The organism is Roseovarius ramblicola (assembly GCF_042430665.1).
In the GTDB taxonomy this organism is placed as follows: domain Bacteria; phylum Pseudomonadota; class Alphaproteobacteria; order Rhodobacterales; family Rhodobacteraceae; genus Roseovarius; species Roseovarius ramblicola.
In genome coordinates, this window is sequence record NZ_JBHMEC010000004.1 from 21,610 (window position 1) to 44,568 (window position 22,959).

At 65.7% G+C, this 22,959-nt stretch carries 25 protein-coding genes; 10 read left to right on the plus strand and 15 right to left on the minus strand.

The features are described from left to right. The first annotated feature begins 106 nt into the window (after nucleotides 1-106). On the plus strand, nucleotides 107-850 hold the full coding sequence (locus ACFFU4_RS02910) for a prepilin peptidase (RefSeq protein WP_377066880.1): 744 nt from the start codon (nucleotides 107-109) through the stop codon (nucleotides 848-850). Nucleotides 851-915: 65 nt separating this feature from the next. Here the strand turns inward: ACFFU4_RS02910 and ACFFU4_RS02915 are convergent, their stop codons facing one another. From ACFFU4_RS02915 to ACFFU4_RS02945, 7 genes are all read right to left on the minus strand, one after another. Next, a complete protein-coding gene (locus ACFFU4_RS02915; RefSeq protein WP_377066882.1) occupies nucleotides 916-2,607 on the minus strand; it encodes a c-type cytochrome in 1,692 nt (563 codons plus the stop codon). Then, nucleotides 2,607-3,287: an SCO family protein gene (locus ACFFU4_RS02920; RefSeq protein ID WP_377066884.1), complete on the minus strand. Its 681-nt coding sequence runs from the start codon at nucleotides 3,285-3,287 to the stop codon at nucleotides 2,607-2,609. The genes ACFFU4_RS02915 and ACFFU4_RS02920 overlap by 1 nt, the downstream gene beginning before the upstream one ends. An 85-nt stretch (nucleotides 3,288-3,372) precedes the next feature. Continuing rightward, a complete protein-coding gene (locus ACFFU4_RS02925; protein WP_377066886.1) occupies nucleotides 3,373-5,265 on the minus strand; it encodes a hypothetical protein in 1,893 nt (630 codons plus the stop codon). Between the two features lie 70 nt (nucleotides 5,266-5,335). Then, the gene (locus ACFFU4_RS02930) at nucleotides 5,336-6,124 is read right to left on the minus strand and encodes an SCO family protein (RefSeq protein ID WP_377066888.1); all 789 of its coding nucleotides are present in this window, start codon (nucleotides 6,122-6,124) and stop codon (nucleotides 5,336-5,338) included. 41 nt (nucleotides 6,125-6,165) lie between these two features. Continuing rightward, nucleotides 6,166-8,058, minus strand: a complete 1,893-nt coding sequence (locus tag ACFFU4_RS02935) for a multicopper oxidase domain-containing protein (protein ID WP_377066890.1) — start codon at nucleotides 8,056-8,058, stop codon at nucleotides 6,166-6,168. 521 nt (nucleotides 8,059-8,579) lie between these two features. Continuing rightward, nucleotides 8,580-9,386, minus strand: a complete 807-nt coding sequence (locus tag ACFFU4_RS02940; RefSeq protein WP_377066892.1) for a hypothetical protein — start codon at nucleotides 9,384-9,386, stop codon at nucleotides 8,580-8,582. A gap of 140 nt (nucleotides 9,387-9,526) precedes the next feature. Then, nucleotides 9,527-10,405 carry a hypothetical protein gene (locus ACFFU4_RS02945; RefSeq protein WP_377066893.1) on the minus strand — a complete coding sequence of 293 codons (879 nt, stop codon included), beginning with the start codon at nucleotides 10,403-10,405 and terminating at the stop codon, nucleotides 9,527-9,529. Nucleotides 10,406-10,639: 234 nt separating this feature from the next. Here ACFFU4_RS02945 and ACFFU4_RS02950 point away from each other — a divergent pair, with 234 nt between their 5' ends. Continuing rightward, complete coding sequence (locus ACFFU4_RS02950) at nucleotides 10,640-11,686, plus strand: DMT family transporter (RefSeq protein ID WP_377066895.1); 1,047 nt, start codon at nucleotides 10,640-10,642, stop codon at nucleotides 11,684-11,686. A gap of 50 nt (nucleotides 11,687-11,736) precedes the next feature. Here ACFFU4_RS02950 and ACFFU4_RS02955 read toward each other — a convergent pair whose 3' ends face one another. The 8 genes from ACFFU4_RS02955 to ACFFU4_RS02990 form a co-directional block, all read right to left on the minus strand. Then, nucleotides 11,737-12,813, minus strand: coding sequence for a glycosyltransferase (locus ACFFU4_RS02955; RefSeq protein WP_377066897.1), 1,077 nt, complete (start codon nucleotides 12,811-12,813; stop codon nucleotides 11,737-11,739). A 79-nt stretch (nucleotides 12,814-12,892) separates the two neighbouring features. Then, nucleotides 12,893-14,395 carry a glycerol kinase GlpK gene (gene glpK, locus ACFFU4_RS02960; RefSeq protein WP_377066899.1) on the minus strand — a complete coding sequence of 501 codons (1,503 nt, stop codon included), beginning with the start codon at nucleotides 14,393-14,395 and terminating at the stop codon, nucleotides 12,893-12,895. A 75-nt stretch (nucleotides 14,396-14,470) separates the two neighbouring features. Next, entirely contained in the window at nucleotides 14,471-16,189 is a 1,719-nt protein-coding gene (locus ACFFU4_RS02965) for an ABC transporter substrate-binding protein (RefSeq protein WP_377066901.1), read from the minus strand. 42 nt (nucleotides 16,190-16,231) lie between these two features. After that, complete coding sequence (locus ACFFU4_RS02970) at nucleotides 16,232-16,510, minus strand: DUF2160 domain-containing protein (RefSeq protein ID WP_377066903.1); 279 nt, start codon at nucleotides 16,508-16,510, stop codon at nucleotides 16,232-16,234. A gap of 205 nt (nucleotides 16,511-16,715) precedes the next feature. Next, a complete protein-coding gene (locus ACFFU4_RS02975) occupies nucleotides 16,716-17,522 on the minus strand; it encodes a carbohydrate ABC transporter permease (protein ID WP_377066905.1) in 807 nt (268 codons plus the stop codon). Then, nucleotides 17,522-18,394 (minus strand): carbohydrate ABC transporter permease, encoded by an 873-nt coding sequence (locus tag ACFFU4_RS02980; RefSeq protein ID WP_377066907.1) that lies wholly within the window; start codon nucleotides 18,392-18,394, stop codon nucleotides 17,522-17,524. Before ACFFU4_RS02980 ends, ACFFU4_RS02975 begins: the two co-directional genes overlap by 1 nt. A gap of 596 nt (nucleotides 18,395-18,990) precedes the next feature. Continuing rightward, a complete protein-coding gene (locus ACFFU4_RS02985) occupies nucleotides 18,991-19,398 on the minus strand; it encodes a glycine zipper family protein (RefSeq protein WP_377066909.1) in 408 nt (135 codons plus the stop codon). A 29-nt stretch (nucleotides 19,399-19,427) separates the two neighbouring features. After that, on the minus strand, nucleotides 19,428-20,084 hold the full coding sequence (locus ACFFU4_RS02990) for a S24 family peptidase (RefSeq protein WP_377066911.1): 657 nt from the start codon (nucleotides 20,082-20,084) through the stop codon (nucleotides 19,428-19,430). A gap of 103 nt (nucleotides 20,085-20,187) precedes the next feature. Here ACFFU4_RS02990 and ACFFU4_RS02995 point away from each other — a divergent pair, with 103 nt between their 5' ends. The 8 genes from ACFFU4_RS02995 (at nucleotide 20,188) to ACFFU4_RS03030 (ending at nucleotide 22,959) form a co-directional block, all read left to right on the plus strand. After that, nucleotides 20,188-20,433 carry a hypothetical protein gene (locus ACFFU4_RS02995; RefSeq protein WP_377066913.1) on the plus strand — a complete coding sequence of 82 codons (246 nt, stop codon included), beginning with the start codon at nucleotides 20,188-20,190 and terminating at the stop codon, nucleotides 20,431-20,433. Further along, nucleotides 20,430-20,750 (plus strand): hypothetical protein, encoded by a 321-nt coding sequence (locus ACFFU4_RS03000; protein ID WP_377066915.1) that lies wholly within the window; start codon nucleotides 20,430-20,432, stop codon nucleotides 20,748-20,750. Before ACFFU4_RS02995 ends, ACFFU4_RS03000 begins: the two co-directional genes overlap by 4 nt. Then, complete coding sequence (locus tag ACFFU4_RS03005; RefSeq protein WP_377066917.1) at nucleotides 20,747-21,559, plus strand: BRO family protein; 813 nt, start codon at nucleotides 20,747-20,749, stop codon at nucleotides 21,557-21,559. The genes ACFFU4_RS03000 and ACFFU4_RS03005 overlap by 4 nt, the downstream gene beginning before the upstream one ends. After that, nucleotides 21,556-21,696, plus strand: a complete 141-nt coding sequence (locus tag ACFFU4_RS03010) for a hypothetical protein (RefSeq protein ID WP_377066919.1) — start codon at nucleotides 21,556-21,558, stop codon at nucleotides 21,694-21,696. The genes ACFFU4_RS03005 and ACFFU4_RS03010 overlap by 4 nt, the downstream gene beginning before the upstream one ends. Beyond that, nucleotides 21,683-21,907: a hypothetical protein gene (locus ACFFU4_RS03015; protein ID WP_377066920.1), complete on the plus strand. Its 225-nt coding sequence runs from the start codon at nucleotides 21,683-21,685 to the stop codon at nucleotides 21,905-21,907. The genes ACFFU4_RS03010 and ACFFU4_RS03015 overlap by 14 nt, the downstream gene beginning before the upstream one ends. 187 nt (nucleotides 21,908-22,094) lie before the next feature. Continuing rightward, nucleotides 22,095-22,355, plus strand: a complete 261-nt coding sequence (locus ACFFU4_RS03020; RefSeq protein WP_377066922.1) for a hypothetical protein — start codon at nucleotides 22,095-22,097, stop codon at nucleotides 22,353-22,355. Then, on the plus strand, nucleotides 22,355-22,579 hold the full coding sequence (locus tag ACFFU4_RS03025; RefSeq protein ID WP_377066924.1) for a hypothetical protein: 225 nt from the start codon (nucleotides 22,355-22,357) through the stop codon (nucleotides 22,577-22,579). The genes ACFFU4_RS03020 and ACFFU4_RS03025 overlap by 1 nt, the downstream gene beginning before the upstream one ends. Then, complete coding sequence (locus tag ACFFU4_RS03030; RefSeq protein ID WP_377066925.1) at nucleotides 22,576-22,959, plus strand: hypothetical protein; 384 nt, start codon at nucleotides 22,576-22,578, stop codon at nucleotides 22,957-22,959. Before ACFFU4_RS03025 ends, ACFFU4_RS03030 begins: the two co-directional genes overlap by 4 nt.

Here is a 22,959-nt window from a genome sequence, read left to right on the forward strand (position 1 = left end):
TCTGCCTGGAAAGTGCTACAGTCTGCACAATTGATGATAACCTATGGTCCTGCGCCTGACAATCGTCCTGCGCCCCGGCCTGACCCACTGCAAGCGGTGACGCAAGATGCAGAGCCTGCTGCCGCTCAGCCTTTTCCTTCTTGTCACAGGTGCCGCTGCGGGCTCTTTTCTCGCGCTTTGGGCCGAGCGGCTGCCGCATGGCGAAGGGGTGGTGCTGCGCGGCTCGCGCTGCCGGGGCTGCGGCGCGCGGATCGGCTGGCGCGATCTCGTGCCGGTGGTATCGTGGCTGTCGCTCGGCGGGCGGTGTCGTGGCTGTGGCGCGACGGTCCCGCGCTGGCTGTGGCACGCCGAGCTTGGCGGCGTAGCGCTGGCGGCAGCGGCGATTCTCGTGGCCCCCACCCCCGCCCTCATGGCGCTCGGCGCGCTGTGGCTGTGGCTGCTGATGGGGCTGGCGCTGTGCGACCTGACGGCGATGCGCCTGCCCGACCCGCTCAACGCCGCGCTTCTCGCCACCGGCCTCGGGCTGGGGATGTCGGGGCCGGGCACGGGCGCGGCGCTCATCGGTGCGGGCGCGGGCGCGGGCGCGTTCCTCACGATCCGCCTCGCCTATCAGGCCCTGCGCGGGCGTGAGGGGCTGGGCATGGGCGATGTCAAGCTGATGGCCGGGATCGGCGCGGGTCTCGGCTGGCAGGCGCTGCCTCTGGTGGCGCTCATCGCTTCTCTCTGCGCGCTTGGGGTCACGCTGGCGCTGCGGCACGGCCGCGTGGAACGCGACGCCGAGATCCCGTTCGGCGCCTATCTCTGCGCAGCCGCGGCGCTGGTCTGGATCGCAACCATCGGCACCACCTGAAAACGGCACGGGCGACAGGTCTCCCCGCCGCCCGCTACGCACCCGTTGGCCCATTACTCAAAACCTCAGGGTACGATCCAGTCGCTGACCACCCGATACCCCAGACGGGTGTCGGGGGCCAGTTCAGCGATGAATGCGCCTTTCGACGCGAAGCGCTGCCCCGGTCCGAGCGCGAGCTCGGGATGCGTGCCGGGGTTGAGCTCGTTCTCGGCCTGATGCTCGATGATCTCCAGCATGTAGTCGCGGTAGAAATCGTCGATCATGTGCAAAAGCGAGTACTGCGCCATCGTCAGCGCGTAATAGGTCTGCAACTGGAGGCGCGGGTGGCTCACGTCGAGCCGCCGGGAATGCATCCAGCCGCGAATGCGGAACTTGCGCGGGTGATAGCCATCGGGCTTGTCATAGGGCCAAACCAGCCGCGTGCGCGCCATCACGCCGGGCGGCAACGTCGCGAGCGCGGGCTCCTTGGCCGCCGAGGGCAGGTAAATCTGCGCGGCCCGGGGCGCGGCATCGGCCAATGTGGCGAGTGCCGTAGCCATGTCATGCGGCCAGAGCGCCAGCACGTCCGCCTCCGCCGTCCGCGCCAGTGCCGCGCGCAGCCCTGCCGCATCGGCATAGGCCACCGTCTCCACCGGCACGTCCGGCAGAACCCGCGCCATCGCCGCCGCGAAGGCACGGGCGGGTCGCTCGCCCTCGGGGCCGGGGCCGTGTAGCTGCACCACCCGCCCGGAGGCGGCATCCTGATCCCCCAGATGCAGGCCCAGCGCCTCGGCTTCGAGCGCGAGCCCGCGGTTGAAAAAGACCGAATAGCCATAGCGCCCCTCGCCCGGCGTGGGCAGTTCGGCATTGGGAAAGATGCAGGGCAGGCGCATGTCATCGCAGAACGCGCCGATCTCGTCCCACGGCCCCTCGACAAGCCCGCTCACCGTGGCAAAGACCGGCTGTTCGGCATATTTTGCCTCGAGTTGCGCGCGCCATGTGTCGGGCGGGCCGTCAAGCCGCCAGACGTGGAGTTGCCAGTAGCGGTAGGCCGAGATGAAGTTCGACCGGTAATTGGGCGAGAAGGTCGGGTTCTGCGTGTCGCCCTCGGTGTCCTTGTTCATCCAGTCGAAGAACAACTCCATCGTGCGCAGCATGGCCCCCGCCGCCTCCGGGTCGGCATCGGGGCCGATGATCGTGGCAAAATGGATGTCGCGGCGATCGACGCCCGGAGAGATTTCATCCGACAGCGTGCGCAGGAAGGCCGCGATATTCGCAACGTCCTCGTCCGACAGGTCATAGCGCGGCATGATCGGGGCGAATTCGTGACCGCCCGGGTCCACCCCGTCGCGCAGGGCCCGCGCCAGAGCCGCCGCGTCATAGGCGGGTCGCATACGCGGCTGGCGCACCCGCGCCCAGAAGCCGGGGGGCTGCACCTCCTGGTAAAGCTCCTTGAAATTGCGGTTGCGATCGGGCGTCCTCGGGTTGAACAGCACCTCGCCGATGATGGGCGGCATGTAGTTGCCCCCCTCCGAGGTGCCGAAGCCGCTCGGCCGGTGACAGCTCACACAGGAGAACTGCGCGCCGGTGATCTCCACATCGCCCTGCGTCACACCGCGGATCGGCGCGCCATCGGCACCGATCCCGTCCCAGTAAAGCCGCTTGCCCGCCGCGGCATCGCCCGCCTGCCCCGCACCGGCGAGGGCCGGCACCAGCGCCAGCAGCACGCCGAGCGCCACCGCCCGGAGCGACGACCGGATGATCGCTTCACCCGGCATCAGTTCACCTCGGGCTTCAGGAGCTTCGCATACTCCTCGGCCAGTTCCTCCGCCCCGAGCAGCCCCTCAAGCCGCAGCCACCGCGCATCGGCGTTGGCGCGCAGGAAGGTCAGCGGGCGGTGATACATCTTGTTCTCGCCCTTGTAGACGGCGTCAAACGCACGAACGACGGCAAAGATATCGTCGAACTGCCCGGTCAGCATCACCCAGTTGTCGCGCGCGTCGTGCAACTCGGCATACTCGCGCAGGCGGCGGGGCGTGTCGTATTCGGGGTCTATCGAGATCGACACCATCAGGTAGTCCGGGTCGATCGCCGCCAGGTCCGGCTGCACCTGGCCAAAGGTCGCGCTCTGCACCGGGCAGATGGTGGCGCAACTGGTGAAGATGAAATTGAGCAGCACCGGGCGGTCGGTCGCCATCAAGTCAGCGAAATCCACCTTGCGGCCCTGCCGGTCGCGCAGGGCGACGGCGGGCGCGGCATAGGCGTGGTGGCCGCGCTTGTAGTGAAACCCGTCCGGGCGCATCGCCATTTCGGCATTGCCCTCATCCATGCCCAGATGGTCCGGCATCCTGTGGCCGTCGCCATGGGCCTGCGCGCCGACATCGGAGAACAGCGCAAGCGCGCCCATGGTCACGGCTGCGGCAACGATGCGCGCGCTGGAAAAAGGTCTGAAGAACATCAGGGCCTCCATCAGGTCCGGTTGAGCAATGCCTGTGTCGCAAAGGGTCGGCGGCTGCCCGCCGACCCTGGCTTCATATCGGGGATCAGTGCACCGACCACACGGCCACGTCGTGGTGCAGCGCGTCGAACTGGTACATCCGCAGCCGCCGCGACGGCTCGTAGCTAAAGGTCACTTCGAGGTTATGCTCGCCCACGCCGTCGGTGTTGACGTAGTCGGACATCTCCTGCTGCATCCCGCCCCAGGCATATCCATGCCCGAGCCCGGCATAGCGACCCGGGCGCCAGCCCAGTTCACTCATCGGCGTCGGCGACGGCTCGTCGGGCTTGGTCGCCGGCGGCACCGGGATCGGCCCCCCGCCGGCCACATGGATCCAGAAGTAGTTGCGCCCGAAGGTAAAGAGCGGGCCGGCCCCTCCGACAGGCAGCGTGTTGTGGAAGGTGTTCTCCCACCCGCGCAGACCGCCGAAATCCACCAGCACATAGGCGTGCGGGTAGTAGTCGCCGTTGAGAAGCTGAACGTTGACCATGTCGCCACGCTTGTCCCACAGGCCCGGGTTCATCCGCACCTCGGCATCGCCGTCATGACCACGGAGCTTGCCGTACATGGTGTTGTTGAGGAACAGCACCGTGACGTCGGCATCCTCGGACATCTCGTAGCCGGTCGGCAGCGTGCGCCGGTTCCGCCAGTCATAGAACGCCTGCCGGATCAATTCCATCTGCGCCTCCACGACCCGGCCGTTGAGCCCGCGGAAATGCCGGCGATAGCCGCGCCCGGTGTCCAGCGACGCCATTTCACGGAACATCCGCCACATGCGCTTGGCCGGTGCGGTGTCACCGATCATGTTGATGGCGTCGAGCTTGGTCTGCTCGCTCTCCAGCGGGTTCTCCCCGAACACCGCGATCTCGGCGGCGTTGCGCGGCATGCCGTTGGCAAGCGGCACGAGCACGTTTTCCGTCACCTGCACGCGCGGCGGGTGGTTGCGCCAGCCCCAGTGATAGCTGAGGTTCCAGAACTTCGCCGGCGGCATCTTCATGTTGAGCGTGTATTCCTGCCCTTCCTCCATGGGAAAGAACGTCTGATCCATGCCCACATTCGGAATGCGCGGGAACACGGTACCGCCCTCGGTAAGGTCCGGCCCGCCGAGATCGGTGAGGTTCATCTCGTCTGGATTGTCAAAGAACATCGCATAGGGCGCGAAATCCTCGTGGCCGCGGTTGAGGATCTTGACGACATAGTTGATCGTCCATTCCTCGTCATTGACCACGGTCGGGTCGATATAGGCCACGTCCGATTCGATATGCGTGTCATACCAGAGCTGCGTGATCGTGATCGACTTGGTGTCGGGATCGACGGCCTTGGTCTTGAGCCCGCCGAGATAGTGCAGCAGCGGGAAACCTTCGTATTCGCGCTCGCTGAACCGCCCGCCCAGGTCGTTGCCCTCGATGATGTCCACCGCGTGCTGCGCGAGGTCGCGCAGGTCACCGATGTTCACCCGGCGGGGATAGGAGTAGCAGAACTCGTAGCCCCGGAACCTGCGGCAGACCTTGCGCGGCTCGGCCATCGCCTCGATCTCGTCCATGATCCAGTCGAGATCGTCGGTGGGCGAGGTCTTGTCGATCTGCCGGATCTCCGGATCGTCATGCAGGTTGTAAGGGTTCTCCGGCGTCGAGGGCAGCGTGTTCGGGATCTCGTTTCCCCGGCACGTCTTGGCGTTCTCGTAGATCGTCGGCAGCATGTTGGGCGGGTTGGTCCCGAAGGAATCGCCCTCGGGGAAAACCGCCGTGCCACCGGCGGTGGTGAGCGTGGTGTTCGCGCCGTTGGTCTCTCGGATTTCGAACGGCACCCGGGGTTGCTGTCCGCCGGCGGCATGGCCACCGTTCTCGCAGAACTGGTTGAGCCCGGCTGGCCCCTGTGCGAGGGCGGGCCCTCCCCACAGGCCGATGACGGGCACTGCCATCACCGCGGCCAATTTCATGGATTTACGAAACATTTCGTTTGTCTCCGTTGCAAATGACTTGTCAGGCCCCGCGCGGCGGGGCCGTGAATCACGCTTCGCGGTTATGGTTGCGCGGGTCTCTCGGATCGAACACCCTCGGACCGGCTCGGCGCGGCTTGTCACCGGGCGCCGGCGCACGGCTGGGCATCACCCACGTCACACGCTCGGCGGCGTCGTCGCTCCGGATATCCCAGGGGAACGTGCCCCACAGCCCCGCCTTGCCGTTGCCGTAGAACACCACGTCCACCTTGCGCTTGCCGGGCAGTGTGCTGTGCGGCATCCGGTACATCCGGAACGCGAGATCGGCGCAGTGCTGCCGCGTGCCGGTCAGGAAATGCCAGCCCTCGGGCGCGTTCAGCTCGCGCGCATAGGCTGCCATCCGGCTGGGCGTGTCATGTTCGGGGTCGCGGGTGATCGAATAGACGAACACGTCGCGCCCCACCTTGTCACCCAGTTCGTGCACGATGTCGGCCACGCGGCGCGTGATCGGCAGATGCGCCTCGTCCCGGAGGCTCATGAAATGCATCATCACGACCTTGTTCTCGATAAAGCCCTCGTAGAAGGCCATGCCGAGACCGTCCTGGTTGACCATCATCACGTTGGGGAACGAATCCCGCCGGTTGGGATTGATGACGCCACCGCTCTCGATCGGGTTGCACAGGATCGGGGTGTCGTTGGGATGCGCCTGCGCCGCCGCGTCACGCAGACGGGCGCGGGCTTCGGATGCTGCTGCCCTGGCGCGTTCCTGCGAGTTACCGGGCGTGGTGTAGAACCCCGCCGTCACCCCCGCAGCCGCCGCGACCGGCAGGCTCGCCATGAATTGACGTCTGTTGGTCATGTCTTTTCCTCTCTCTTCCAGAGAATTCCGTTACGGCGTGCTCAGTCGCCCTGACCCGGCTCGACGATGTCCCAGCGGATCATCATCGCGTGGTCCTCGTGGACGACGTTGTGACAGTGCATCACATGCTTGCCGAAGAAATCGCGCCAGCGGCCATAGAAGGTCACCTCGTCGCCCGGTCCAAGCGAGACCACGTCCTTGCGGGACCGTTCGACTGCGCTTGGCGGGCGTCCGTTGACCTCAAGAATCTGGAACTCCTCGAAATGGGTGTGCACCGGGTGCGCCCAGGCGTTGCCCTCGTTGCGGAAAGTCCAGATCTCGGCAGACCCCTGCTCGATCTTGGCATCCACACGGTTGGGATCCATCAGGCGGCCGTTCACCGTCCACAGCCCGTTGTCGTAGTCGAACACGAACAGACGCTCGCGGCGCACTTCCGACATATCGACCGTGGGCAGTTGGCGCATGGTGCGCGGGATTCGCGACGGGTCGCGCACGCGGCCACCCTTGGCGCGGAATTCCATCACCGGCATCATGTTCGCTTGGTCCAGCGTATAGCCGGTCGGGCCCGCCCCGTCGTCGCGGATCTCGAGATCGTTCCACACCTGTATCTTGTCGCCGTCGCGGTATTTCGAGAAATCCACGATCACGTCGAACCGGTTGGCAACCCAGATGTTGAGCGTCGACTCGGTCAGCGGCCTTTCCAACAGGTTGCCGTCATTGGACAGCACGATCCAGTCATCGTAATACGGATCGCCGCCATCACCCGGCACGACGCGCAGACGCAGACGATAGAGCCGCGACGGCCCGCCGTTGAGGAAGCGGAAGCGGTACTTGCGCCGGTCCACGTCGAGATAGGGCTGAATGATCCGGTTGACGGTGATCTTGTCGCCGATCATGCCCTGCGTGGTGTATTGCAGCCGGTTGGAATCGTAGGTGTCCGGCGTCAACTGCGAGTTGCCCACATCGACGGGCGCGGAACGCTCCTCGGGGTTGGGCTGATCGCCGTCGGGCAGGAAGAAATCCCACCGTACCTGGCCGTTCTGCTGGAACTGCACGTCGTGCATGATGAGCGGGATGTCATACTTGCCCGAGGGCAGGCGGAATGCCTTGCGGTTGCGGTCGCGCTCGTTGTTCGAGTCGCGCTCGTCGAACAGCAGGTAAAAGCCGGAGAAGCCCGCATAGACGTTGGTCGCCGTGAAATCGAGCCGGTGATCGTGATACCACAGGGTATTCATGATCTCGGTGTTGTAGGCGTCCCACCCGTTGGGCGACCCGGCGGGAAAGTTGGCATAGTGGTGATCCCAGAATTCACCGGAATTGAAGAAATCCTGCGGAATCCCGTCCGACTCGGAGGCGGTATGCGCATTGTGCAGGTGGATGGTGGGCGAGGGCAGCGCAAATTGCACGTTGCCCGCCCCGACCACCGGCAGCAAGTTGTTGCGGCGCAGGAAGACCGGCTCGCCGTAATAGGCGTGATAGGTCTCGCCCGGCGTGATACCGTTGAAGCCCCAGTGCCACGAGCCGATATCGGGATCGCCGTCCTTGCCCACGACATCCGGCGTGCCGTCGCCATAGGGGGGCTGCCAGTGATATTTCCAGCGAAACTCGCTCAGCACCTCTTCATAGTGCTTCTGCGGCGGAAAATCGTCGAAGCGCTGATGGCGCGCCGGCTCGATCGGCGGGTCGTATGTGTCGGGATCGACAGGTTCGGCCACCGGCATAATGTTGAGCGGGGCGGTGAACGGCTCCACATGCGGGCTCGGATCGGTGACGATGCTCGGCTGAAACGTGTCGGGAAACACGAGACCCGATTGCGTCAGGCCATCTTCGGGTGTCTCCGGCCACTGTTCGATCTCGACCGCGCCGGCCTGCGTCGCAGCGACCGTCGCACCAGCCGCACCGAAGCCAAGCTTCAATGCATCTCTTCGTTTCATGCTTTGTCCTCCAGCAGAAAAAGCTTTGATAAACACCAAGGGGCAGGCAAAACGCGTACCCTCCCGTGCCATCGACATGCCACGGGCAAGAAGGGCCGAAGCCCCGGTAAACGGACGCGCACGGCTCCAGCACCGATTGCGTCTTCCAGTGTTAGGTCAGGCGGATGCCCGAAGGGAGGGAACAGGCCGGAAGGATGAGTAATGTATGGCCCGTGCGTGACCGTGATCACGCGAATTTGGTTCAAAAGGTTTAGAGCGGTCGCTCCTCTTCGCTTGTCGCGCTCTGTGCGCAAGTGTCGCAGTGAATAAATCAGTACCAGTCACACTCTTATCTTCTTACGTCACCACATTTTTTTGCATGAGACAACGATAACATTTCCGTGATAACGCGTGAGAGTGCTTGGCGCGGCCATAACGCAGAGTGTCCCCTCCCGCATACCCATGGTTGTAAAATAACATTTTACATATGCCTGTGCGGGACAGGCCCTCCCACGCACGACGCAAAACGCATCCCGGGATCGCTATCCGCGTCCGGTGAAGCGCACGCGGATCGTGCGAAGCTGACCCGCGCGCAGAATCTCCACCGCCAGTTCCCCGGTCTGCGAGAGCATCTCATCGGCATTCGCCAACAGATCCGGATCGAACACGTCGTGCCCGTTGATACGCAGCACCTTGTCGCCCTGCTGCAAGCCGATCAGGTCGTAAAGATGGCCCTCGCGCACCCACAGGATCTTGGGGACAAGCTCGCCCTGCCCGCCATTGGGCGCGACCATCCTGACGCTGCCCGCGCGCCCCAGCACCAGCCGCATGTCGCGCCCGGCCAGCAGGCTGAGTGGCAGTTCCGCCTCCAGTGGCGCATCGGAGGCGTTGGAAATCAGGCCGGCCAGAAGCGAGCGCGGCGTCTTGTCGAAGCCGACAAGCATCTCCTCGCCATCCTGCCGCAGCCGAACGCCGTCTTCCCCGATTGTCAGCACCTCGGTGCCAGCGCCCAGCGTGTCGCCCTTGCGCACGATCTGCTCGCCGCCCGAGCCCGACAGGATAGCCCAGCCGTTCGCACCCCCCGCGACAAGCCCCACGAGCCGCCATGTCCGCTTCGGGCGCGGCGCGGCGGCGGGCTCGGGCGGGTCGGGCACGTATATGTCGAAGATCGCGGGCCAGGGTGCCTCGGGCTCGGGCTCGGCACGCGCGGCGACATCGGCCAGCGCATCACCGATCCCGACCGGGGGCGGCGGCGCGGGACGCGCGGCAAACGCCGCCCCCCAAAACGCCCAGCCCCCCCAGGCCAGGCCGCCCGCCGCCACCAGCACGAGGAAAAGCGCGGCGCGCACCGCGTCAGCCCCGGCGCCGGAGCGGTGCCCGGTCGGGGCGGACGGGTCGGGAATGGCGGCACTTCGTCATGGAAATCGGCCCGGGAAAACTCACTCCCCCTATAGCGCATGAGTCCACGGCCGGGCAAGCGCGCTGCGGTTCAGTCCAGCGGTGCCACGGTCATCGGAAGCGGCCAGTCCCCGACCGGTGCGGCCTCACCTTCGGGACGTGCCAGCAGCACCTGCGCGTGGAAATGCCCCGTGGTCTCGACGCCGTCGGTCTCGTGCCCCGCCGCGCGCGCATTGGCGATGGCGCGGGCCTGCTCTTCGGGGTCCTCGAACCGGCGATGCACGAACGGCGGCGCCGGCAGTTGCTCCTGCACCATGCCATGCGCGCGAAGCACCTCCGCCGCCGCCGCGCGCTCGTTGCCACGGATGGGCGAACTCATGAGCCAGGGCTTGCGCGGGCCGCAGGCGGCAAGCACCCGGTCGAGCGCGCGCGGCATCAACTGCGCCACCGAGCCGCATTCCACGATCATGTCCACCTGTCCCAGCGCGGCGGCCAGCGCGGCAGAGGGGGCGGACGTCTCCAGATCCTCGGAATACCCCTCGTCGAACACGCCCACCGCGCGCCCATAGGCGACGGCATTGGGCATGATATCGAGCCCGGTGACATGCAGCGGCGGCGCTCGGCGCGGCAGACCGGTCAGCCAGGCACGGTCGCGCGCGATCACCTCGGCCGATGACAGCCCGTCGAAGCCGGGGTCGCGGTAGCGGGCAAACACCCCGGCCAGCGTGATGTCAAAGCGCATGAGCAGGGTCACGATGCCATAGCTCGACGCGAAATCGAGCACCCGGGGCGCGGCGATCCCGCGCGCACGGCACAGCGCGTCGAGCCCGGCACGGAACGCCGCCGTGGCATGGTGCTGGTTGCGATAGCCCAGCGCATCCATCATGCGGAAATAGGCCCGGCAATCCGGCTGGTCGTAGGTGTCATCAAAGATCGTGACAAAGGCTTCGCCCTGCGGCTCTTCGGTCATCGAAACGCTCCCTGCGCCGGTCTTTCCCGGGCCAAGCTGCGCCCGCCCCCCGCAAAAGGCAAGCACGCGCACGCTTGCGTGATGACGGCGGCACCGGGCGGGCCTTGCATGAAACAATGTTGCGCGGCGGTTGAGGCATCGTGAAGTGCCGTGCGCCAAAGTCATTTGCCCTGCGTGGCACCCTGCCCCATTCTCCTGGACAGACGCAAAATTTTGCCAGCACAAGGAACAGACATGGCCCAGGCCGGCACCCAGGCACTACCCGACAATTCGCGGATCATGATGGGCGCGGCGCTCGCATGGGCCGCGGTCGTGATCTTCGCGGCCGGCAATTCCATCGTCTCGCTTCTTGCCGAAATCGGCCAGCAGAATCAGGTGATGGGGCGCAACGTCATCACCTATTGCAACCTGCTGTTCGTCGGTTCGCTCATGTCGATCTTGCCGATGGGCCTCATGTTCTGGCGCGAATGGACGCTGGAGAACCTGCGCAGGCTCACGCGATTCAACTGGATCATCCTGACGCTGTCGGCGTTCCTGTCCTCGGCGCTGACGCCGGGGCTGTTCTTCTACGCGCTCGAACACACCACCGTGACCAACGTGGTCCTCGTGGGCCGGATCGAGCCGCCGCTCTTCGTGCTGGCCGCGTGGCTGATCCTGCGCGAGGAGTTCGAGCCCTGGGCCTTCGCCGCCGGGCTGGTGGCGCTGGTGGGCGCGGTGCTGATGCTGTGGCTCAACAGCGGCGGCAGCTTCAGCTTCGGCAAGGGCGAGGTCGGCGCGCTGCTGGCGACGCTCTCCTACATCGCCTCGACGCTGGTGGCGCGCACCGGGCTGCGCGGCATCCCGCTGGGGATTTACGCGATCTATCGCACGGTGGTGGGCACGATCTTCTACTTCTTCCTCGCGATCTACCTGTTCGGGCCGATGCATTTCCAGGACGTGTTCCACCCGCTGGTGTGGGAATATGTCTGGATCTACGCGCTGATCGTGGTGATCGGCGGGCAATTCGCTTGGGCACTGGGGCTGAAATACGCGCGCTCGGGCGACGTGTCGCTGGCTACCTCTTTCTCTCCGCTGGCAGCGATCCTGATCGCGATGGTTCTCTTGGGCGAGGATCCGGGGCCGGGCCTGCTGCCCGGCGGGGCGATCATCATGCTGGCGATCGGGCTGGGGCAATACGGGCGGCTGCGTTCGCGCCGCACGCGAGAGGATTCCCCCTCCACCTCGCCCGCGCGCGCCCGCGCGCTCGAACATGAGGGCGAGGTCAATTTCAAGGGCACCTGAGCGAGCAACTCACTGTCACCCCGGGCCCTGCCCGAGGATGACGGGGGCCGCTATCCCTCCGCCACCACGCGGAATGTCTCGCGCGGGGGCACGTCCGTCGGCAGACCCAGCCGCTCCAGCGCCGCGCGCTTGAGCGCGACGCCAGTCGCCAGCGGAACCGGGACATCCGCCGCACCACCGGTCTCCCATACATCCACCGGAACGCACGCGCCGGGCACCGCCCGGTCAAGGCCCGGCGCGCGGATGATCCGCAGCCGCGCCGCGTTGGCGTGGGGCGCGTGCCCGGCGGCCTCGGCGAACGGCGCGCGGCGATAGGTGGGAAAGCCGCCGAACACCGCATCCAGCGTCGCGCCGCCCTCGTTCAGATAGACGCTCACTCGCGCCCCGGCGATCAGTTTCCCGGCGATCACCCCGCCGACATGCTGCGCGGCTGCAGCCTCGTCCGCCGCAATCACCACCACCTCGTCCAACAGTCCCAAAGGTTGCCGCGAGAGGAAAAACGCGAGGATTTCCTGCGCCATGCGGCTGTAATGATCCGGGTTGCGAGCATCGTGCACGATCCGCCCGATATCGACCTCCTCCACCCGCGCCCCGGCGGCATGGACGCGCAGCATGACGTCGAGATCGACGGCATAATCCGGTGTAAGCCGCTGATGCGCGATCCGCGACCGGTCGAACAGGTAGATGCCGGAATTGGGGGCGCGCAACTCCCCCAGCCCCGGAAACATCAGCCGCAGCGCCGGGGCCACCAGCAGCCGCGTCATCGGCATCGGGTCGTGCGGGTCGTTCCATGCGCCCTTGACCAGCCCCACACCCGGCGCACGCGCCTCGGCCATGCGCGCGAAGAGACCGGTCTCGAACCGGCCGAGATCGGCATCGACCTTCATCACCCAGTCATGCGCTGCGGCCGCCACGCCGTTGCGCACGGCGTGGCCCATGCCGGGGCGCGCCTCGGCGATCACCCGCGCGCCCGCCGCGGCGGCGCACGCCGCCGTGGCGTCGGTCGAGCCGTTGTCGATCACCACCACCTCTGCCACGCAGGGCAGGTCCTGCACGGTCGCGACCACCTGCGCGATGGTTTCCGCCTCGTCGCGGGCGGGGATGATGACGCTGATCGGGGCGTGCATGGCGGCTCCTTCGCGGGCAAGGCACAGGTCCGCGCAGCCTAGACCCGCGCGCGCGCCGCCACAACGGCCCTCAGGCCACTCAGAAGCGCATCGTCGCCTCGATCGCCCGCGCCCAGGCATCGCGTTTGCGCGCGCGCGCCTCCGCCCCCATCTGCGGCTCGAACCGGCGCTCCAGCGCCCAGCCCCTGGCAAATTCCTCCTGCCCCGGATAGAGGTCGGCGCGCATCCCCGCCAGCCACGCCGCGCCCAGCGCCGTGGTCTCGAGCACCTCGGGCCGGTCCACCGGCGCATCGAGAATGTCGGCGAGAAACTGCATCGTCCAGTCGCTTGCGCTCATGCCGCCGTCCACGCGCAGCGTTGCAACCGCCGCGTTGTCACCGGTGGCCTGCCCGGCCCAGTCCGCGCGCATCGCCTCCAAGAGGTCGCGGGTCTGGAAGCCCACGCTTTCCAGCGCCGCGCGCGCCATCTCGGCAGGCCCCGTGCCGCGCGTCAGGCCAAAGATCGCGCCACGGCAATCGGGCCGCCAATAGGGCGCGCCGAGGCCGGTGAAGGCGGGCACCAGCACCACCTCCTGATGGTCGTCGGCCTTTTCCGCCAGCGGTTGCGTCTCGCGCGCCTCGCGGATGAGGCCCAGCCCGTCGCGCAGCCACTGCACCACCGCGCCGGCGACAAAGATCGAGCCTTCCAGCGCATAGGTCGGCTTGCCGTCCAACTGATAGGCAATGGTGGTGAGCAGCCGGTTCTGCGACACCACCGGCGTGCCCCCGGTGTTCAGAAGCGCGAAGCAGCCCGTGCCATAGGTGGATTTGAGCATCCCCGGCCGAAAGCACGCCTGCCCCACGGTCGCCGCCTGCTGATCGCCCGCGACACCCAGAATGGGGATTTCGCAGCCAAAGAGATCGGCGCGCGCATGGCCGTAATCATCGGCACTGTCGCGCACCTCCGGCAGCATCTCCATCGGGATATCGAGCATGTCGCAGATGGTCCGGCTCCACCGGCCCTTGCGGATGTCATAGAGCAGGGTGCGCGCGGCATTGGTGGCGTCGGTGGCGTGCACCCGGCCCCCGGTCAGCTTCCAGATGAGAAAGCTGTCCACCGTGCCGAAGAGCAGGTCGCCCGACCGCGCGCGCGCCCGCGCGCCCTCCACATGGTCGAGAATCCACGCCAGCTTGGTGCCCGAGAAATACGGGTCGAGCAACAGCCCGGTGCGCGCCTTGACCATCTCCTCGTGACCCGCCTCGCGCAGCCGGGTGCAGGTCGCGGCGGTGCGGCGGTCCTGCCAGACGATGGCGCGATGGATCGCGCGCCCGGTGTGACGGTCCCAGACCACGGTGGTCTCGCGCTGGTTGGTGATGCCGATGGCGGTGACGTCCGAACCGGTGATCCCCGCCTTCTCGATCGCGGCGCGGCAGGTGGCGGCGGTGGTCGACCACAGATCGCCCGCGTCATGCTCGACCCATCCCGAATCGGGATAGTGCTGCGGGAATTCCTCTTGCGCGGAGGCGACGGGCTTCATCGCGGCGTCGAACAGGATCGCGCGGCTCGACGTGGTGCCCTGGTCGATGGCGAGGATGTGGGTCATTGCGGCGCGCCCCTTCTGTCGTGATGTGATCGCCCGGACGGGCCGGGCGATCACGCATTTAACCAGGCTTGGCGCTTACTGCCAGGACTTGAGCAGTTCGTCATAGGAGACGGTGACCGGCTTTTCGTCCTCGTTCTCCAGCTTTGGATAGGGCGCGCCCGGCTGGCTCAGCCAGTAGTCCGGGTCGCGCTCCTCGTTCAGCTTCGGGCCGATATCGCCCTGGATGCCCGCCCGTTCGAGCCGTTCGAGCACGCGCTCCTGGTCCGAGCACAGCGCGTCGAGCGCCTCTTGCGGGGTCTTGGCACCGGACATGGCGTCGCCAATGTTCTGCCACCAGAGCTGCGCCAGCTTGGGATAGTCCGGCACGTTGGTGCCGGTGGGCGACCACTGCGTGCGGGCAGGCGAGCGGTAGAACTCGACCAGACCGCCGAGGCGCGGCGCGCGCTCGGTGAAGTGATCGGCGTTGATCGTCGACTCGCGGATGAAGGTGAGGCCGACATCCGATTTCTTGAGATCGACGGTCTTGGAGGTGACAAACTGCGCATAGAGCCACGCGGCCTTGGCGCGGTCCACCGGGGTGGATTTCATCAGCGTCCAGGACCCTGCGTCCTGGTAGCCGATCTTCTGGCCTTCCTTCCAGTAGACACCGTGCGGCGAGGGGGCCATGCGCCACTTGGGCGTGCCATCCTCGTTCATCACCGGCAGGTCGGGCTTGACCGTGGCGGCGGTGAAGGCGGTATACCAGAACATCTGCTGCGCGATGTTGCCCTGTGCGGGGATCGGCCCGGCCTCGGAAAAGGTCATCCCGGCGGCGGAGGGCGGCGAGTATTTCTCCAGCCACTCGATCGCCTTGTCCACCGCGTAGACGGCGGCGGGGCTGTTGGTCGCGCCCCCGCGCGCCATGCAAGAGCCGGTGGGCTGGCTCTGCTCGTTCACGCGGATGCCCCACTCGTCGACCGGCAGGCCGTTGGGCTCGCCCACGTCTCCCATCCCAGCCATCGACATCCACGCATCGGTATAACGCCAGCCGAGCGACGGGTCCTTCTTGCCATAGTCCATGTTGCCAAAGACCTCGCCCTCGACATCGAGATGGCTCAGGTCGCGCCCGGTAAAGAATTCGGCGATGTCCTCGTAGGCCGACCAGTTGACCGGTACGCCCAGGTCATAGCCGTACTCGGCCTTGAAATCCGCCTGGTTCTTCTCGTCGTTGAACCAGTCGTAGCGGAACCAGTAGAGGTTGGCGAATTGCTGGGTCGGCATCTGGTAGACCTTGCCATCCGGCCCGGTGGTGAACGACAGGCCGATGAAATCGTCCAGATCAAGCGTCGGGCTGGTCACATCCCCGCCCTCGCCGGCCATCCAGTCGGTCAGGTTGCGCACCTGCTGATAGCGCCAGTGCGTCCCGATCAGGTCGGAATCGTTGACATAAGCGTCATAGATGTTCTGCCCGGACTGCATCTGCGTCTGCAGCTTCTCGACCACGTCGCCCTCGCCGATGAGGTCGTGGGTAATCTCGATCCCGGTGATCGCCGTGAACGCGGGGGCCAGGACCTGGCTCTCGTATTCATGGGTGGCGATGGTCTCGGAGACGACCTTGATCTCCATGCCCTGAAAGGGTTGCGCCGCGTCGATGAACCATTGCATCTCGGCCTCCTGATCGGCGCGGCTCAGCACCGACAGGCCCGCGATCTCGTCATCGAGGAACGCTTGCGCGGCCTCCATGTCGGCGGCCGCCTGCCCGGCCATCAGGCCGAGCGAGACGATCGCCGTTGTCGTTTTCATTGCCAAGTTCATGTTGTCCTCCCTTATGAACTTTCAGTCAGATGATTGTGCCCCTCACACCCAGCGGAACACCGCTGCGGCGTAGACAAGGCAGACGATCAGCGCGACGGGTTGGTTCGCGCCGACGAGCCCGAGCCAGGCCAGGTTGATGAAGGCCGAGCCCAGAAGCGTGATGAAGAGACGATCGCCCCGCGTCGTCTCGATGCGCAGGACGCCCCTGCGCGGGGTTTCGGGGTATTTCACCCCGATGATCGTGAAGGTGATGAGCAGCCCCGCGATCACCATGAAGAAGATCGCCGTGGGCCATGTCCATGCCATCCATGAGAGGTCCATCAGATTCTCCCTCGTTGCATCCGCGCACACGGGTTCCGATGCCCCGCCCGGCGCAAGCCGGGCAGCGCCCGACCTCCCCCCGGAGGGCGCTTTGGCGACGTCGCAAGCGACGGGCGCGACGCGCGGGCTTGCATCGCTCTGCGCGGTCCACACGCAGCGCCCGCGCCCTCCAGGTCGGGCGCTGCCCGGCTTGCAGCCCCGCGCATCACACCCTCCCCAACGCGAAACCCTTCGCGATGTAGTTGCGCACGAAATAGATCACGAGCGCCCCCGGCACGATGGTCAGCACCCCCGCCGCCGCCAGCACGCCCCAGTCGATCCCGGCGGCACCCTGCGTGCGGGTCATGATCGCCGCAATCGGCTTGGCGTCCACGGTGGTGAGCGTGCGCGACAGGAGCAACTCGACCCATGAGAACATGAAGCAGAAGAACGCCGCCACGCCGATCCCGCTCGCGATCAGCGGCGTGAATATCTTGACGAAGAAATGCCCGAAGGAATAGCCGTCGATATAGGCGGTCTCGTCGATCTCCTTGGGCACCCCGCGCATGAAGCCTTCGAGAATCCACACCGCCAGCGGCACGTTAAAGAGCGTGTGCGCCAGCGCCACCGCGATATGCGTGTCGAAAAGCCCGACGCTCGAATAAAGCTGAAAGAACGGCAGCGCGAACACCGCGGGCGGTGCCATCCGGTTGGTCAGCAGCCAGAAGAACAGGTGCTTGTCACCCAGAAACCGGTAGCGCGAGAAGGCATAGGCCGCTGGAAGCGCCACCGCCACCGACAGCACCGTGTTCATGGTCACGTAGATGATCGAGTTGACATAGCCCATGTACCACGCCGGATCGCTCAGGATCGTGCGGTAATTGTCGAGCGTCAGATCGTCAGGCCAGAGCGTGAAGGCGTTGAGGATCTCGGTATTGGTCTTGAGGCTCATGTTCACCAGCCAGTAGATTGGCAGCATGAGGAACACGAGGTAGAGGGTCATCACCACATTGATGCGCGGGCGGAAATTCATCACTTGCCCCCCTGCTTGTCGAGATTGGTCATCACCGTGTAGAACACCCAGCTCACCGCGAGGATCACCAGGAAATAGATGATCGAGAACGCCGCCGCCGGGCCAAGATCGAACTGCCCCAGCGCCATCTTGACCAAGTCGATGGACAGCAGCGTGGTGGCGTTGCCCGGCCCGCCGCCGGTGACCACGAAGGGCTCGGTATAGATCTTGAAGCTGTCCATGAAGCGCAGCAGGATCGCGATGGTCAGAACGCCGGTCATCTTGGGCAATTCGATATAGCGGAACACTGCCCAGCGGCTCGCCTGGTCGATTCGGGCGGCCTGATAATAGGCGTCGGGGATGGATTTGAGGCCGGCATAGGCCAGCAGCGCCACCAGCGAGGTCCAATGCCAGACATCCATCACGATCAGCGTCGCCCAGGCGTCGATCGTGTTCTGCGTGTAGTTGTAATCCACGCCCAGCGCCGACAGCGTGCGCCCCAGCAGCCCGATATCCACCCGCCCGAAAATCTGCCAGATGGTGCCCACCACGTTCCACGGGATGAGCAGCGGCAGCGACATCAGCACCAGACAGACCGAGACCATGACCCCCCGCTTGGGCATGTTGAGCGCGATAAGCACGCCCAATGGCACCTCGATGGCGAGGATCACGCCGGAAAAGATCACCTGCCGGCGCAGCGCGTCCCACATCCGCTCGTCCTCGAGCACCTGCCGGAACCAGTCGAGCCCGGCCCAGAAGAACTGGTTCTGCCCGAACGAGTCCTGTACCGAATAGTTGACCACTGTCATCAGCGGGATCACCGCCGAAAACGCCACCAGCACCAGCACCGGCAGTACCAGGAACCATGCCTTCTGGTTGACGGTCTTTTCCATTAGGCGGCCCCCCCGCTGCGGAATCGTTTCATGGCGACGTCATCCTCGGGCGCGCGGTCATCCTCGGGCCTGACCCGAGGACCTCTGTGCCCGGAGACCATCGGGTCACGCCCGATGGTGACACGGAATACACCCGGACGCCTCATGCCGCCGCCCCCGTGCGAGACCCGGGTGTTAGGTGACACTCATTATTACAGTGATGCCGGAAGACCGGCGAAGAAGCCGGATATGGGCGGATGGGCCTTGTAAATAAGGGGTTTTGGCGCGGTCGCGACGGCCGGTGGAGCAAGAGTGTGAAGTTTGCAGTGGTGGCGGGAAATGGGCGGTTTCGGGCGGCGCGCGCAACCAAAGGGATAGGGCCGGGGCCATTGGCCCGAAATTGCGCAAACCCCATTGAATAAGGGTTTAACGGGCTGTCGAAGGCGTGTTTCGGGGGTGATTTCAGGGGTGTGGCGGTGCCCGGAACCGGGACGCGGGCCGCCCAGTTCTCTCTTTGGGTCCCACTTCCATGGTTATGCGCGCGATATCAACGGGGTAGCCAGTTGAACGGCAGGCCGGACCGGCGCGAGAAGTGGGACCCTATTTTTCAGGAGATTTCAGCCGGAAGCGAGTATCTCATGGCCCCGGTTGGACAGGCAGCGGTCAACAATCGCTTTCGGCCCGCGTTGCAGGTCGCCGGCACGGTAGACCGTCCCGGCCGCTGCGCCTGTCGCGCCGCCAACGGCTCCGGCTCCGGCGTAATCGCCGTCGATCATTGCACCGCCCGCGGCCCCGACGGCCGCACCGAGGAGGATCGATGCGACCACTTCATTCTGATATTGCTCGTAAGCCTTCTGATATACTTCCTCACCGATCTTGCGGCATTCCGGCAGATCTTTTTCGAAGGACGCCTGATCGACGCGCGCGGGGTCGATAACAGGACGGTAATCCTGCATCGAAACAGGCTGAGCAGCGCATGCGGATAGTGACAGAATGGCCACGGGAATAAAGAGTTTGGTGATCACGGAAATTCCTTTCTAAGACTTTGGCGATGCTACCACGCATGCGCCGACCAGACGATCTCGCCCAGGATGTTCACGCGGTTCATGTCCTCGCTGGCCCGCGTCTCGACCGGGTGGGCGGGGTTGTCGGAGGTGAGGATGATCAGCTGGTCGGGAACGTGGTCGAGGCGTTTGACGCGGGCCGCGCCGTCGGTGTCGATCAGGGCGTAAACGTGGCGGTTGCGGATGGCGGTGCGACGCTCGTCGATCATGACCAGATCGCCGTCGTGGAGCGTGGGGGCCATGCTGTCGCCGGTCACCTTGAGCAGGCAGGCGTCGGAGGGCGAGATGTCGCGCTCGCGCAGCCAGTCGCGGCGGAAGGCGAGCGCTCCGGTGCGCTCGACCTGGTCATTGATCGCGCCGCCGCCTGCCGCGAGGCGGGCATCGACGCGGGGGATCGGCGCATAGTCGGCCCCGTCGAGCTCGACGGTGTAGACCGGGCCGGTCTCGCGCGGCGGGCCGATGTAGAACTCAAGGCCGAGGGCTTCGGCGATCTCTTTGGCCCGTTCGATGTTCGGAATTGATTTCTTATCATCATTCCTGACGACAGCGCGCAGGTAGCCCTGCTTCCAGCCCTGCTTGGCCTCGAAGCTGTTCACGTTTTCCCCTAGCGCGTAGAGCCGGGCAATCACCAAAGATCCAAAGTTCATATCACTTCCTCATGCCGATTAGGAAAATGCCCTATTCAGAAAGTGCTTGCAATTTGGCATCTCCCTAACATAGAGTTGGGGAAACGCCAAATACAGGCTAGGCATGAACATCGAGCAGATCAAAAAACTGGCAAGCGCCTACTCCCGGCACACTGACCTCAAGCAGACGACGCTTGGCGTCTACGCCGTCAACGACGGCAAGTTCTTTCTGCGGCTCGCGGACGGATACGATTGCAGGACAAAGACCGCTCAGAAGGTCCTCGAATGGTTCGCGGCCAATTGGCCCGAGGACCTCGCCTGGCCGGAAAGTGTCCCCCGCCCCTCGGCCAATAAGGAGGACGCCGCATGAGCGACGCGATGCCGATATTCCGGACCGTGCGGAGCGGCACGCCCGAGGCGCAGGCGCTGCGTCGGTCCCGCGACTACGTGGCGGGCTGGATCGCGGGCAAGACGGCCGCGCAAGGCCTGTACGAGCAGATGCTGGGCTGCATTCCGACGCAGCGCGACCGGCTCGAAGAGGAAGGCGACCGGCTCGGGATCAGCAGGCCCGAGATCGGGCGCATCTGGGTGAGGATGATCCATAACGAGCCTGTGCACCACCTGTTCCCCGAGATCGACTGGCACTTCGTCATCATGGGCGAGCGCAAGACGGAGGACGCGGCATGAACGACATCATCCCTTTTGACTTCGAGAGCCATGCGGTGCGGTCGGTGCTGATCGACGGCAAGCCTTGGTTCGTGGCGGCGGATGTGTGCCGGGTGCTGGAAATCGTCAATCACCGGCACGCAGTCTCGACACTCGATGAGGACGAAAAGGGGGTCGTTAAAACCGACACCCTTGGGGGCAAACAGGACCTCAATATCGTCTCCGTAAGCGGGGTCATCTGGCTGTCGTCGCGGAGCAACAAGCCGGTCGCCAAGCGGTTCTGGAAGTGGGTGCGGGCGGAGGTTCTGCCCGCCCTCGTCCGCGACGGTTACTACGCGATGCCCGGTGCCGCCGCCCCCGATCTGGAGGAGCTGGCCGAGAAGCGGGCCTATCTGGAGAGCCTGCCCGAGGATCAGCGCGAAATCGCGCGGGCGAAGTGCGAAGCGCTCGACAAGATCGCCGACGCCATCGAGGCGGGCGAGAAGGTGAGCCACGCGGTGCGCGAGGCCGCAGCCGAGAGCGGGTATTCCGAGAAGACGCTGTGGAACTGCCGCGCCAACACATACATGGTGCCGCGCTCTGACTGGGAAGCGGCCTGCGCGCCGAAATGGCGGCGGCGGCGCGGCGGGATGATGGTCGAGTGCCACCCGGAGGCGCTGCGGTTCTTCGAGGGGCTGGCGGCGACGGGGCAGCGCATCACCGATTGCTACCGGCGCACCTGCGAGGTCGCCGCCGAGCGCGGCTGGGAGCCGGTGCCCGGCATCCACGTGCTGCGCCGCCACGCGGCGCGGGTCCTGTCCAATCCAGTGAGAAGGAGTGTTTCGGCATGAGCATCCGCCGTCGCCTTGCCCTGCTGATCTGCCCGGATCTTGGGTCTGCGCCCGCCGTTGGCACCGCGCTGATCGTGGTGACGGTGCTGCGGCCCGCGCCGGTGATCTACCAGGGAGAGAGCCATGCTGATCGGTGATCTTGTCCCCGATGCCGGGCAGTTGCAGGCCGAGATCGAGGCGATCCCGCAGGCGCAGCGCGTGGCGCTGGCGCTGCAGTTGGTGCGCGACATCGACGACCCAAACTGCGCGCTGACGCTGATGCGGCTGAGCCGGTTGGCGGAGGATCATCACGTCGCGATCCGCAAGGAGCAGTTCGTGCGCGATCACGAGCGGAGGCTGCCGGGATGAAGCGCCTGTTGAACACCCGTTTGAACACCTGCGCGCGTGCTTGCCTGTGCGCCGCGCGGGTCCTGCGCCGCGACCGGTTCCGGTCTGCTTGCCCCGGTCGCGGCGTCTTTTCTGCCATCGGCGATGTCCTGGGAGGGCTGGCGTTGTTCGCGCTGCTCTTGGGCCTCGCGATACTCGGAGGATGAGCATGAACCTGCATGTGGAGAAATGGGGCGTCGGCTACGCCGTGTTCGAGGGGCGGAAGCGGATCAGCGGCGTGTACAGCAACCGCACCTACGCGCTGGCACGGCAGGACAAGATCGAGGCCGAGGCGCGGCAGGCCAGACATGCGCGCAACCGGCCCTGCCTGACCTGCGGGACGGAGTTCTGGAGCACGGGGCGCGGCCATCGGATGTGCAACGGGTGCCGGGCGCGCTGTTCCGGCCTCGATGACCGGATGGTCGGCTGATGCACAAGGCATCGCTCACCTCACCGCGCCTGCAGCGGGTGCTGGCCGTCCTGCGCGACGGCAGACCCCATACCACGCGCGAGATCGTGCGGCGGGCGCATGTGGTGGCGGTTAACAGCTGCATCGCGGAGCTGCGGGCGAACGGGGCGGTGATCCTGTGCACCCGTGAGCGCAGGAAGGACCGGCTGATCTGCCGGTACACAATGACGAAGGCACCAGAATGAAAAACAGCCCTTTCCAGCGAGACACCTGTGAAGACGAACAAGCGTCTTGCATCGAAGACCTGACCAACATCGCGTTCTTCGGAGAGCGCATGTCCGGGTTTGCCGCGAAGGCCGTGGAGGCGGTGGAGCGCGGCGATCCGGAGACGGCGATGCGCTACGTTCAGCGGGTCCGCTTTCTGTGCCAGATGCGCGCGGATTTCGCGGAGCTCTTGCTGGACGGTCTGCACTTTCTGGCGACAGGCAACGAGGATTTCGACCACGAGGCGTGGCTCGCGGCGCAGGGCGAGCGCGACTACGACGCGCTGGCCTTTGCCACCTGCCTGGCAACGCACCTGGATTACATGACGGGCGAAGATATCGCGGGAGGCCGCGATGAGTGA

What these genes read in the sequence shown, in the direction of transcription:
- ACFFU4_RS02910 (WP_377066880.1), top strand. Translation starts at nt 107, where the DNA reads ATGCAGAGCCTGCTGCCGCTCAGCCTTTTCCTTCTTGTCACAGGTGCC.
- ACFFU4_RS02915 (WP_377066882.1), bottom strand. Translation starts at nt 2,607, where the DNA reads ATGCCGGGTGAAGCGATCATCCGGTCGTCGCTCCGGGCGGTGGCGCTC.
- ACFFU4_RS02920 (WP_377066884.1), bottom strand. Translation starts at nt 3,287, where the DNA reads ATGTTCTTCAGACCTTTTTCCAGCGCGCGCATCGTTGCCGCAGCCGTG.
- ACFFU4_RS02925 (WP_377066886.1), bottom strand. Translation starts at nt 5,265, where the DNA reads ATGAAATTGGCCGCGGTGATGGCAGTGCCCGTCATCGGCCTGTGGGGA.
- ACFFU4_RS02930 (WP_377066888.1), bottom strand. Translation starts at nt 6,124, where the DNA reads ATGACCAACAGACGTCAATTCATGGCGAGCCTGCCGGTCGCGGCGGCT.
- ACFFU4_RS02935 (WP_377066890.1), bottom strand. Translation starts at nt 8,058, where the DNA reads ATGAAACGAAGAGATGCATTGAAGCTTGGCTTCGGTGCGGCTGGTGCG.
- ACFFU4_RS02945 (WP_377066893.1), bottom strand. Translation starts at nt 10,405, where the DNA reads ATGACCGAAGAGCCGCAGGGCGAAGCCTTTGTCACGATCTTTGATGAC.
- ACFFU4_RS02950 (WP_377066895.1), top strand. Translation starts at nt 10,640, where the DNA reads ATGGCCCAGGCCGGCACCCAGGCACTACCCGACAATTCGCGGATCATG.
- ACFFU4_RS02955 (WP_377066897.1), bottom strand. Translation starts at nt 12,813, where the DNA reads ATGCACGCCCCGATCAGCGTCATCATCCCCGCCCGCGACGAGGCGGAA.
- glpK (WP_377066899.1), bottom strand. Translation starts at nt 14,395, where the DNA reads ATGACCCACATCCTCGCCATCGACCAGGGCACCACGTCGAGCCGCGCG.
- ACFFU4_RS02965 (WP_377066901.1), bottom strand. Translation starts at nt 16,189, where the DNA reads ATGAACTTGGCAATGAAAACGACAACGGCGATCGTCTCGCTCGGCCTG.
- ACFFU4_RS02970 (WP_377066903.1), bottom strand. Translation starts at nt 16,510, where the DNA reads ATGGACCTCTCATGGATGGCATGGACATGGCCCACGGCGATCTTCTTC.
- ACFFU4_RS02975 (WP_377066905.1), bottom strand. Translation starts at nt 17,522, where the DNA reads ATGAATTTCCGCCCGCGCATCAATGTGGTGATGACCCTCTACCTCGTG.
- ACFFU4_RS02980 (WP_377066907.1), bottom strand. Translation starts at nt 18,394, where the DNA reads ATGGAAAAGACCGTCAACCAGAAGGCATGGTTCCTGGTACTGCCGGTG.
- ACFFU4_RS02990 (WP_377066911.1), bottom strand. Translation starts at nt 20,084, where the DNA reads ATGAACTTTGGATCTTTGGTGATTGCCCGGCTCTACGCGCTAGGGGAA.
- ACFFU4_RS02995 (WP_377066913.1), top strand. Translation starts at nt 20,188, where the DNA reads ATGAACATCGAGCAGATCAAAAAACTGGCAAGCGCCTACTCCCGGCAC.
- ACFFU4_RS03000 (WP_377066915.1), top strand. Translation starts at nt 20,430, where the DNA reads ATGAGCGACGCGATGCCGATATTCCGGACCGTGCGGAGCGGCACGCCC.
- ACFFU4_RS03005 (WP_377066917.1), top strand. Translation starts at nt 20,747, where the DNA reads ATGAACGACATCATCCCTTTTGACTTCGAGAGCCATGCGGTGCGGTCG.
- ACFFU4_RS03010 (WP_377066919.1), top strand. Translation starts at nt 21,556, where the DNA reads ATGAGCATCCGCCGTCGCCTTGCCCTGCTGATCTGCCCGGATCTTGGG.
- ACFFU4_RS03015 (WP_377066920.1), top strand. Translation starts at nt 21,683, where the DNA reads ATGCTGATCGGTGATCTTGTCCCCGATGCCGGGCAGTTGCAGGCCGAG.
- ACFFU4_RS03020 (WP_377066922.1), top strand. Translation starts at nt 22,095, where the DNA reads ATGAACCTGCATGTGGAGAAATGGGGCGTCGGCTACGCCGTGTTCGAG.
- ACFFU4_RS03025 (WP_377066924.1), top strand. Translation starts at nt 22,355, where the DNA reads ATGCACAAGGCATCGCTCACCTCACCGCGCCTGCAGCGGGTGCTGGCC.
- ACFFU4_RS03030 (WP_377066925.1), top strand. Translation starts at nt 22,576, where the DNA reads ATGAAAAACAGCCCTTTCCAGCGAGACACCTGTGAAGACGAACAAGCG.